We start from the raw sequence: 11218 nt of genomic DNA, 5'->3' as shown, positions 1-11218 counted from the left end.
GGAAGGCCGCCAGGAAGGCCGCCAGGAAGGCGAGGCCGCGCTGCTCCTGCGGCTCGCCGAGCGCCGCTTCGGTCCTCTTCCCGCCTGGGCCCGCGCCAGGATCCAGGCGGCCGACGCCGACACCTTGCTCGCCTGGGGTGAGAATCTCCTGGATGCAAATGACCTGGAGGAGCTGTTCGGGTGAGAGGGGTAGGAGCCGGTTCCCGGTTCCCGGTTCCCGGTTCCCGGTTCCCGGTTCCCAGTTCCGGGTTGAGATCTCGACCGGGAACAGCGGCCTGTGGCCGCCGACACCGGGAACAGCCGCCGCAGGCGGCCGACACCGGCCCCTTCGGGGAGTTCCCGAACCCGAATCGTCTCGCCCTCGATGGGAGAGCGGCCAGCCCCCGGATGGGGCGCATACCGCGCAGCCCAGGACGGGCGGGAGCGGCCGGGGGTGAGGGTGGCCGCGCTGCGCCTCGTCCCTCGGGGTGATCAAAGGTCACGGGCAACACAGCAGGTCGGCGCAATCCTCGTCGTAGCCAAGTATCTCGTCGGCACTGCGGGTGTCGAGGTCGGGCAGCGCCGCGCAGCGGCGAGCAATGGCGAGGATCTCCTGGATTTCGATGTCGCTACGGCCCGTTCGCGCCAGGCGTGCCAGTCGCTCCTCGAGGGCGTGGATCACCGCATCCGTCATCGTCTCGCCCGTTCTGGCGGCCACCTCCCGTGCCAGCTTCTCTGCCTTTGGGTTTCGTAGGCTCATTGCCATGGGCTTCGCTCCTCTGCGTATAGATGCGACCTTCACCCTTCACCCCAATGCAAAAGTAGGGAATTCCCCCAGTGCGGCCCGATGGGTCAGGCATTAAAGTCGCTCACTAACTTTCGCCCCATCCTCTCCCGGCGCGATGGGCGGGCAGCGAGGGACGTAGCGTGTCCGCGCCTTGTCAGTCCTTGCCGAACTGGTACGTTACGCCCGGGACTTCAGCAACGGGTCCAGGGCGCTTCCATATGACCCGGCCACACACGCGACACAAAGGAGACCCACCATGCTCGAGAGATTGCGGTTGTTCCTCGTTCTTGCGGCTGCCGCTCTGGTCCTGGGGCTGGGCCCGGCTGCCCACGCCCAGACGGTCTGCCCCCCCGACGGCCCGCCGCCCCCGCTCCTCACCGGCCCCGAGAACCCCGACAACGGCTTCCCCCTGTGGTTCCAGGACGAAACGGGGCTCACCCTGCAGGTCTGCCTCAACCCCGACCTGTGCTTCTTCGACCCCGTCGACCCCACCAACCCCTACTCCGTGCAGGTCGGCTTCGGGCCGGAGGCCTTCTGGTGGCTCGCCGAAGGCACGATCGAGGCGGCCAACATCGACGTCCTCGTAACCATGGCCGCCGAGGCGGCCTGGGCCGCGGAGGTGCCGAACCCCGGCGACCAGTTCCCCTTCACCCGGCTGCGCATCCGCATCGACATCCCCGTGGCCGGCACCTACACCCTGACCCACCCCTACGGCGTCGAGGTCTTCGAGGTCGACGTGCCCGGCACGCGCGCCGTCAACGAGAGCTTCGACATCCCGGTGCCTGCGCCCTTCTTCGGCCGCACCCACACGAGCCGCGTCGGCAACTTCCTGGTGTGGGACACGAACTTCGCTACGCCGCCCGCCGGCTACGTGGGCGACGGCGCCACCCCTGCGCGCGTGACGGGGAGCCCCTGCGGCACCAACTTCCTGCAGATCACGGCCGTGGATACCAATGGGCAGCCCATCGACCTCGACGGCCAGGGCAACAACACCCTGTTCACCGACCTCTTCATCGTGCAGGGGCAGCTCTTCCAGGGCACCCCGACGGTCGTCGACCGCACCACATATGCCCGCAGCGCGAGCGGCCAGGTGGACGTGTGGGCCCGGTCGGTTCCCGGCGCCGCCGTGACCGTGAGCGGTGGACCCAACCTGCCGGCCGGCGAGATCCCCCTCCTGGGCGACCTCGCGGGCAACTACTTCGGCCACATTCAGATTCCCAACGCCGCCACGCTCCCCCTCACCGTGAACGTCACGGCCGACAACTCCGCCAACAACCCCGACCAGGTGCCGTCCACCCTGGTGAGAGAGCTGGTGGACGAGGTCGCCATCACCGAGGCCCGCTACGATCCCTTCGCCCAGACCCTCACGATCACGGCGGCCTCGAGCGACGCCTTCGCTCCGCCGGTCCTCACCGCCGAAGGCCTCGGCGACCTGGTGGGGGGCACCCTGGTCGTGAACGACGTCCAGATTCCCCCGGTCTCGGTCACCGTCACCTCCTCCGCGGGAGGATCGGATACGGAGCCGGTGAGCGTGTTCGCTCCGCCGGTGGAGTCGGTGACCCTGGCGGCGGCTCCGGCCTCACCCCAGGCCGCCGGCGCCCAGGTCATCTTCACTGCGACGGCAGCCGGCGGCAGCGGGAACTACCAGTACCGCTTCTGGCTCCGGACCGGCGGCGTGTGGGCCGTGGTGCAGCCCTACGGCGCATCGAATACCTGGACCTGGAACACCACGGGCGTGGACAATGCCACCTTCTTCGTCCAGGTCGACGCGCGAAACGCCGGCTCGACCGTAAACCGCGACGTGGCCGCCGTGGCGTCCTACGTGATCAACAACGACCCGCCCATCACGGCCGTCGATCTCGCCGCCGACCCGGCGAGCCCGCAAGAGTCCGGGCCTGCCGTGACCTTTACCGCCACCCCCACCGGGGGCGGAGCCAACATCGAGTATCGGTTCTGGCTCCGGACCGGCACCACGTGGGCCGTGGTCCAGCCCTACGGCGCCGGGAACACCTGGCAGTGGCCCACCGCGGGGCTCCCCGTGGGCACCTACTACGTCCAGGTGGACGCCCGCAACGTGGGGTCCCCCAACGCCCGCGACGCCGCCAAGGTCCTCCGCTACGACCTGGTGGCCCCGCCGCCGGCCCCGGCGACCGGGGTGACCCTCTTCTCCGACCTCGAGAGCCCCCAGACGGCGGGCACCCTCGTGAACTTCGCGGCCCAGGGCCAGGGCGGAACGGGAGACTATCAGTACCGGTTCTGGCTCAAGACCGGGCCCACGTGGGCCACGGTGCAGCCCTACAGCGCGGACGCCACGTGGGACTGGAATACCACGGGCGCGGCGCCGGGCACGTACTTCGTCCAGGTCGACGTGCGGTCGACCGGATCCACGGTCAACCGTGACGCGGCCCAAGTCGTGAGCTATGAGATCGTCGTGATCGAGTAGCCGCAGGTACCATCCGGCCGTGCGAGAGGCGAGGGCTCCAACCCTCGCCTCTCGCTTTTTCCGCCGTCGGGAGAAGCTTCCGCGGCGGAGCACCTCCCGATCCTTCCCCTTCTCCGTCGTCCAGCAGCCCCCTCCTGCCCGCGCGATCCTGCGCCGCGAATCCGGGCAAAGCGCCGCGCCGCGTCGCCTCTGCCCCCACTCCGGCCCTTCCGGGAAGATCCCGCTGCCTGGGTCTGTAGGACAAACACCGACAGCCCGGCGGGCCGTTCTCCTACCAAGAAACCGGCGTCGTCCGACACGAGAATCGTCGCTGTCCTACCGAAGGGGGTGACGCATCGTGGTAGCGTCTCCTCACGCACGTGGACCCCCACCGGTGCGGTGCAAGAGGAGGCAGCGGCCCCGTGGACGCGCTCATCGTCGAAGACAGCCCCATCTTTCGCGAGACCCTGCGCTCGCTCCTGTGCGCCTGGTTTCCCGGGCTCCGGATCTGCGAGGCCGAGGGAGTGGCCGAGGGGCACGCGCAGTTTCGGGAGCACCGGCCCCGGGTCGTGGTCGTCGACGTCGGCCTCCCCGACGGAAGCGGCCTCGACCTGGTGAAGCGGATCAAGCAGGAGTCCCCGGCCACCACCGTGGCCGTGTGCACCAGCCACGAGCAGCCGGCCTACGAGGCGGCCGCCCGGGCGTGCGGAGCGGACTGCTTTCTCCCGAAGAGCACGTTCGACGCCAAGCAGCTCGCCGACGCCGTCCGGGGGGCCTTGGAGGGCGCGTGAGGACGCCGGAACCGGCGGGGCTTGCCCCGCCCTACGTCACCCCGGGGATGTTTCCTTGCAGGCAACGGTCCAGGAGCACGAGAGGAGAGCGATGATGAACACAAGCATCTTCCGATCACCCATTCTCGCGGGGTTGGTGGCTGTCGCCCTGCTCTGCGGCTCCGGGTGGAGCGGCGCCCAGGAGGCCGAGCCGCCCGGGCAGGCGAAGAAGCGCATCACCCACGCCGACCGCAAGGCGGCGGCGGAGCGGGCAGCGGCAAAGGGGTTCAGGCTCCCCGGCTTCGAAGACGTGCAGCAGGCCCCGGCCCCCACGGCCCCCTCCACCGATACCCTCTCGGTGCAGGCGCTCGAGGTGGAGGCGGCGGCGCTGCCGGCCATGGTCATGCCCATGCCGGGCGCGGCGCCCCGCTACTTCAGCCACCCCAACTACGCCAACAGCCCGCTGCCGCGCAACATCGTGGCCGAGTGGGGCGCCATCGCACAGAACATCGTCCAACCCGCGCCCATGCCCGGCATGCCCATGCCCATGGACGGCGTCTCGATGTCCGAGGGGGTCGTGTACCTGTCCTACGTCCAGGCCGCGGTCTACAACGCCCTCGTGGCCATCGAGGGCGGGTACGCGCCCTACGACTCGGCGCTCGCGGCGTCTCCCACGGCCTCCCGCGAGGCGGCGGTGGTCGAGGCGGCCTACGGCGTGCTCAAGAACTACTTCCCCGACGATCCCACCCTCGACGCCAGGCGCGCCGGCTACCTCGCGGCGATCCCCGACGGCGCTCCGAAAACCGACGGCATGGCCCTGGGCCAGGCGGCGGCGGCGGAGCTCATCGCCCTGCGCGCCGGGGACGGCCGCGGCGACGACACGGTCACGTATCCGCTTCCGGGCTCCCTCGACGGCGGGTGGGTCCCCACCATGATGGCGCCGCCCATCGACCCCTGGATGGCCGTGATGACTCCCTTTCTCCTGAGCTCGCCCGACCAGTTCCGGCCCGGCGCGCCTCCGGCTCCGGAGAGCCCGGAGTTCGCCGCCCAGGTGGCGGCGGTGAAGGACATCGGCGGCACGACGAGCGCGCTTCGCACCGCCGAGCAGACCGAGATCGCCAACTTCTGGACGACCAACGGCATCGTCCAGTTCAACGAGGCGTATCGCAACGTGGCGCTGGCCCACGGCCTGAACCTGCTCGACACGGCCCGGCTCCTCGCCATGGGCAACATGGTCGGGGCCGACGCCCTGGTCGCCTGCTTCGACTCGAAGTACTACTACAACCTCCTGCGCCCGGTCACGGCCATCCAGGCCACCGATCCCACCTGGATGCCGCTGCTCCCGACGCCGAACCACCCCGAGTACGTGGCGGGGCACGACTGCTTCGCCGCCGCGCAGGCGGCGGTCTTCACGGCGGCGCTGGGCACCGACCAGATCGCCCTCGACCTCTCGAGCACCGCCACGGGCACCACCCGGCACTACGCGGCCGCCGCCGACCTGCGCAACGAGGTCAAGGGCGCGCGGGTGTGGGGCGGGATGCACTACCCCATGTCCACGGAGCTCGGGGATCTCCTGGGCAACGACGTGGCGACCTACGCGCTGGCCAACTACTTCGCAGCGGCGCCCGACCTCGCCCCCCATGCCGCCGTCGCCGGCGGCATCCGCAAGTTCGTGGACGGGCTGGCCGGCCTGGGGCCGGAAAACGCCAACAACCTGGGCCAGTACATCCCGGTGGCGGTGCCCGACACCACCACCTACCCGGGGTCCGACTATTACGAGATCGCGGTGGTGCAGTACCGGGAGCAGATGCACTCGGATCTGCCGGGCACGCTCCTGCGCGGCTACGTGCAGCTCTCCACCGACGTGGTGCCGGGCGACCAGGTTGCCCTGGCCAACGACCTCCTGGACGGGAGCTCGGCCCCTGTCGCCGGCTTCAGCGGCGTGACGCCGCCCCACTACCTGGGGCCGACGATCGTGGCCGCCAAGAACCGCCCCGTGCGCATCCTCTTCCGCAACCTGCTGCCCACCGGGATCGACGGCGATCTCTTCATCCCGGTCGATACCACGGTCATGGGCTCGGGGATGGGCCCCGAGCTCCCCAACATGGAGGAGATGGACCCCCTCAACCCCATGTGCGGCGCGGGCTACGACGGCCTCGGCACGCGCATACCCAAGCTCTACGGCTGCTACAGCGAGAACCGGGCCACCCTGCACCTGCACGGGGGCATCTCCCCGTGGATCAGCGACGGCACGCCCCACCAGTGGATCACCCCGGCCGGCGAGAACACCGCCTACCCCCAGGGCGTGAGCGTGGTGGCGGTGCCGGACATGGGTGACAGCGGCGCGCCCGATGACGGGGCCATGACGTTCTACTACACGAACCAACAGAGCGCCCGGCTCATGTTCTACCACGACCACTCCTGGGGCATCACCCGCCTCAACGTGTACGCCGGCGAGGCGGCCCCCTACATCATCACCGACGAGACCGAGCAGGCGCTGCTCGCCCAGGGGCTCATCCCCGACGCCGCGAGCACGCTGGCCCTGGTCATCCAGGACAAGACCTTCGTCCCGAGCCTGGAGCAGCTCGCCCTCCAGGACGAGACCTGGGATGCGGTGCGCTGGGGCGGCACGGGCAACCTGTGGCTGCCCCATGTGTACTCGCCGGCCCAGAACGTCGACGACATCGAGGGCGTCAACCAGTTCGGCCGCTGGATGTACGGGCCCTGGTTCTGGCCCCCGACCCTCGGGATCGACCACGGGCCGGTGCCGAACCCCTACTACGACGAGACGTGCGACCCCGACGTGCAGTGGTGCGAGCCCTCGGTGATGCCGGGCACGCCCTTCAACTCCATGGGCATGGAAGCCTTCATGGACACTCCGGTCGTCAACGGCACGGCGTACCCCACGATCACCGTGGACCCCAAGCCCATGCGGCTGCGCATCCTCAACGCCGCCAACGACCGCTTCTTCAACCTCTCCCTCTACGTGGCGGTGGACGCCAACGGCGTTCCCTGCGACCCCAACAACCCCGCGCCGGCGGCCGAGGGCACCGGGGTGGCGTGCACCGAGGTGGCCCTCAACGCTGCCGAGGTGCTGGCCGCCAAGGACGACCCCTTCGTCGTCTTCCCCACGCCCGACGAGGCGCTGAGCCCCAAGGGCCCGGACTGGATCCAGATCGCCACCGAGGGCGGCTTCCTGCCGGCGCCCGTGGTCATTCCGGCCCAGCCCACCACCTGGGTGAACGACCCCACCGTGTTCAACGCGGGCAACGTGGACCGGCACTCGCTCCTCATCGCGCCTGCCGAGCGGGCCGACGTGATCGTGGACTTCTCGGCCTTCGCCGGGCACACGCTCATCGTCTACAACGACGCCCCGGCGGCCTTCCCGGCGCGGGACCCGCGCTACGACTACTACACCGACTCGGCCGACCTCACCGACACGGGGGGCGTGGCTCCCATCCTGCCCGGGTACGGTCCCAACACCCGCACCGTCATGCGGATCGTCGTCGCCCCCGCCGAAGGGGGAGGGGGGCCGGCGGCGCCCTTCGACCTGCCGGCGCTCCAGGCGGCCTTCGCCCACCAGGCCGACGGCTCGGGCGTGTTCGAGAGCGGGCAGCACCCGATCATCGTCGGGCAGCAGGCCTACAACTCCGCCTACGGCACGTCCTTCAAGGGTCTGGACGGCCTGGTGCGGATCTTCGAGACCTCCAAGACCTTCCCGGTCCTCGCCGGCGGCACCCTCACCATGCCGCTCCAGCCCAAGCAGATCCAGGACGAGATGGGCGAGGCCTTCGAGCACGCCTACGGGCGCATGAGCGGCTTCCTGGGCGTCGAGACGCCCGACGCCCAGGCGGGGCTCCAGAACATGATCCTGTACTCCTTTGCCCACCCGCCGACCGAAGTCCTCAAGGGCGTGGAGGTTCCCTACGACGAGGGGCTGGGCGGCCTGCAGGTGGAGCCGATCGCCGTCACCGACGACGGAACCCAGATCTGGAAGATCACCCACAACGGCGTCGACACCCACCCCGTGCACTTCCACCTCTACGAGGTCCAGCTCCTCAACCGGGTCGGCTGGGACGGCATCATCCGCAAGCCCCATCCGAGCGAGCTCGGCTGGAAGGACACGGTGCGGGTGAGCCCGCTGGAGGACACCATCGTCGCCCTGCGGCCGGTGCTCCCCCACATCCCCTGGGATCTCCCCAACAGCATCCGCCTGCTCGACCCCTCGATGCCCGAGGGCGTCTACCTGGCCAATACCACGGCGCAGGAAGCCCTGGGCCTGCCCATCTTCGCCTTCGACCCGATGGGCGAGCCGATCGACATCATCAACCACTACGTCAACTTCGGGTGGGAGTACGTGTGGCACTGCCACATCCTGAGCCACGAAGAGATGGACATGATGCGGCCCCAGGCGGTGGCCGTGGCCCCCCGTGCCCCCACCGACCTCACCGCGGCGCTCTTCGGCGACGGAGCCGAGCGCCGGGTGGACCTGGCCTGGGCCGACGCCTCGCTCAACGAGACCGGCTTCGTGGTGCAGCGCGCCACGGCGAGCACCGGCCCCTGGAGCACCCTCGCGACGGTGCCCTCCACCGTCACCGGTCCCACGACGGGGCCGATCACCTACACGGACCCGATCGGCGACACGAACCAGACCTTCTACTACCGGGTGCAGGCCATCAACGTGGTGGGCGACACCTGGGACTACAGCGACCCGAACCTCAACGAAGGAGCGGCCTTCCCCACCAAGACCGTGAGCTCGGCGTACTCCAACGTCATGAGCTCCCTCGCCTTCCCGCCCGTGGCGTCGGTCGCCCTCACGGCGGACCCGGCCTCGCCCCAGGCCGCCGGCGCGCAGGTCACCTTCACCGCGGCGGCGGCGGGAGGAAGCGGCACCTACGAGTACCGCTTCTGGCTCAAGACCGGCGCCACCTGGGCCGTGGTGCAGCCCTACGGCGCGTCCGACACCTGGGAGTGGAACACGACCGGTCTCCCCGACGGCACCTACTACGTCCAGGTGGACGCCCGCAACGCCGGCTCCACTGCCACGCGAGAGGCGGCCAAGGTGCTGGCCTACGTGCTCGACAGCAGGGCGCCGATCACCGCTCTCGACCTCGCCGCCGCCCCGGCGAGCCCGCAGCAGCCGGGCCCCGTGGTGACCTTCACGGCGACCCCCACGGGCGGCTCGGGGAGCATCGAGTACCGCTTCTGGCTGCGCACCGGCGGGGTGTGGGCCGTGGTCCAGGCCTACGGCGCTGCCAACACCTGGGACTGGGCCACCGCGGGGCTGCCTGCCGGCACCTACTACGTGCAGGTCGACGCCCGCAACGTGGGGTCCCCCAACGCCCGCGACATCGCCAAGGTGGTCCGCTACGACCTGGTCGCCCCGCCGCCGGCCCCGGCCACCGGGGTGACCCTCACCGCCGACGTGCCCAGCCCCCAGACGGCGGGAACCCAGGTAACCTTCACCGCCCTGGGCGAGGGCGGCTCCGGGAGCTACGAGTACCGGTTCTGGCTCAAGACCGGTGCGACCTGGGCCGTGGTGCAGACCTACGGTGCGGACGCGACCTGGGACTGGGACACGACGGGCGCGGTCCCGGGCACATACTACATCCAGGTCGACGTGCGCTCGGCCGGATCCACGGCCAACCGTGACGCGGCCCGGGTGATGGGGTACGTCATCCAGTAGTGCCTGGCAGTACCGAGGAAACGAGAGAGGCGAGGGCTATCCCTCGCCTCTCTCGTTTGGGCCGGAATATCGCTTGACCCGGAGGCGGCCCGCTCCCTATTCTACGCCCTTCGACTTCGACAATGGGATCTCACATGGCCTACTGCCTTGCGCCTTCCGGGCGCAAATCCACCCGCCCACAGCCCTGTCCGCCCCGCCGGGGGCCCGGCGCCCGCGCGTTCCCCAGGGGGCGGACCCCGTGAACGTCCTCTCCGTCGTCGGCGCCCGCCCCCAGTTCATCAAGGCCGCTGCCGTCTCCCGGGTGCTGCGCGCGGCGCCCGGCGTGCGCGAGGTCCTGGTCCACACCGGCCAGCACTACGACGACAACATGAGCGGGGTCTTCTTCGAGGAGCTCGAGATCCCCGAGCCCGACCACCACCTGGGGGTCGGCTCCGGCCCCCACGGGCGGCAGACCGGCCGCATGCTCGAGGCCCTGGAGGCGGTGATCCTGCGGGACGCGCCGGACTGGGTGCTCGTCTACGGCGACACCAACTCCACCCTGGCCGGGGCCCTGGCCGCGGCCAAGCTCCACGTCCCCGTGGCCCATGTGGAGGCGGGCCTGCGCTCCTTCAACCGGCGCATGCCCGAAGAGGTCAACCGGGTCCTCACCGACCACGCCGCGGACCTCCTCCTGGTGCCCACCGCGACGGCGGAGGGGAACCTCCGGGCGGAGGGGGTCGCACCGGCGCGGATTCGCCGGGTGGGCGACGTGATGTACGACGCGGCGCTGTTCTACGCCGAACGGGCCCGGGTGCGCTCCCGCATCCTCGGCGAGCTGGGCCTCTCCCCGGGGGGCTACGCCCTGGCCACCATCCACCGGGCCGAGACCACCGACGACCCGGCCCTCCTGGCCCGGGTCGTCCGGGCCCTGTGCGCCGCCGGGCGCGTGCTGCCCGTGGTCCTGCCGCTGCACCCGCGCACCCGCAAGGCCTTGGGAGAAGCCGGGCTCTTGGAGGAGGCGGCGCGAGGCCTGCGCCTCATCGATCCGGTCGGCTACCTGGACATGATCCGCCTCGAGGGCGGGGCGCGGGTCGTCCTCACCGACTCCGGAGGGGTGCAGAAGGAAGCCTACTTCCAGCGGGTTCCCTGCCTCACCCTGCGGGGAGAGACCGAGTGGGTCGAGCTCGTGGAGGCGGGCTGGAACCGCCTGGCGCCCCCCGCGGCCCCCGATTTCGAAGAAGAGCTGCCGAGGCTCGTGGAAGGGGCGGCGGCGCCCGCCCGCTGGGAGCCCCTCTACGGCAGCGGCGACGCAGCGCACCGCATCCTCTCCGCCCTGGCGGAGGGGATCCCCGGTGCGGTTCCTGTCCGTGTGGGTTCGCGCAGCGGCCGAGAGCCCGGCGATGCGGCCGTGTCACTCGTAGGGGCGCACAGCGGTGCGCCCGTCCCCGGGGACCACCGCGACCCCCTCGCGGGCGCACGCCGTGCGCCCCTACGCGCCCAGACCCCGGGGTTCAGTCCCCCGCAGGTCGACCCACACGATCCGGAAGAGTGCCCAAACCCCCCAACGAAAGGATCCCCGTGACCACACCGCATCT

At 70.7% G+C, this 11218-nt stretch carries 5 protein-coding genes and 1 pseudogene; 5 read left to right on the top strand and 1 reads right to left on the bottom strand.

Features of this window, described 5'->3' with window-relative positions:
• The coding region (locus tag AB1578_17630; protein MEW6489716.1) for a DUF4351 domain-containing protein at window positions 1-184 on the top strand (184 nt) is incomplete at its 5' end.
• 294 nt (window positions 185-478) lie between these two features.
• Here AB1578_17630 and AB1578_17625 read toward each other — a convergent pair.
• Window positions 479-745, bottom strand: coding sequence for a type II toxin-antitoxin system VapB family antitoxin (locus AB1578_17625; protein MEW6489715.1), 267 nt, complete (start codon window positions 743-745; stop codon window positions 479-481).
• Between the two features lie 277 nt (window positions 746-1022).
• On the opposite strand from AB1578_17625, the gene AB1578_17620 reads away from it, so the two are divergent.
• The 4 genes and pseudogenes from AB1578_17620 (at window position 1023) to wecB (ending at window position 10959) form a co-directional block, all read left to right on the top strand.
• Window positions 1023-3209, top strand: coding sequence for a hypothetical protein (locus tag AB1578_17620; protein MEW6489714.1), 2187 nt, complete (start codon window positions 1023-1025; stop codon window positions 3207-3209).
• A 401-nt stretch (window positions 3210-3610) separates the two neighbouring features.
• Window positions 3611-3979, top strand: a complete 369-nt coding sequence (locus AB1578_17615; GenBank protein ID MEW6489713.1) for a response regulator transcription factor — start codon at window positions 3611-3613, stop codon at window positions 3977-3979.
• A 94-nt stretch (window positions 3980-4073) separates the two neighbouring features.
• The gene (locus AB1578_17610) at window positions 4074-9644 is read left to right on the top strand and encodes a multicopper oxidase domain-containing protein (protein ID MEW6489712.1); all 5571 of its coding nucleotides are present in this window, start codon (window positions 4074-4076) and stop codon (window positions 9642-9644) included.
• Between the two features lie 238 nt (window positions 9645-9882).
• Window positions 9883-10959: pseudogene (gene wecB / locus AB1578_17605) on the top strand (UDP-N-acetylglucosamine 2-epimerase (non-hydrolyzing)).
• Window positions 10960-11218 lie beyond the last annotated feature (259 nt).

It is taken from the genome of Thermodesulfobacteriota bacterium, assembly GCA_040756475.1.
GTDB lineage: Bacteria > Desulfobacterota > Deferrisomatia > Deferrisomatales > JACRMM01 > JBFLZB01.
The sequence above is the reverse complement of the archived record's forward strand: the minus strand, read 5'-3'. Positions and strand labels throughout refer to the sequence as shown.

What these genes read in the sequence shown, in the direction of transcription:
- AB1578_17620 (MEW6489714.1), top strand. Translation starts at nt 1,023, where the DNA reads ATGCTCGAGAGATTGCGGTTGTTCCTCGTTCTTGCGGCTGCCGCTCTG.
- AB1578_17610 (MEW6489712.1), top strand. Translation starts at nt 4,074, where the DNA reads ATGAACACAAGCATCTTCCGATCACCCATTCTCGCGGGGTTGGTGGCT.
- AB1578_17625 (MEW6489715.1), bottom strand. Translation starts at nt 745, where the DNA reads ATGGCAATGAGCCTACGAAACCCAAAGGCAGAGAAGCTGGCACGGGAG.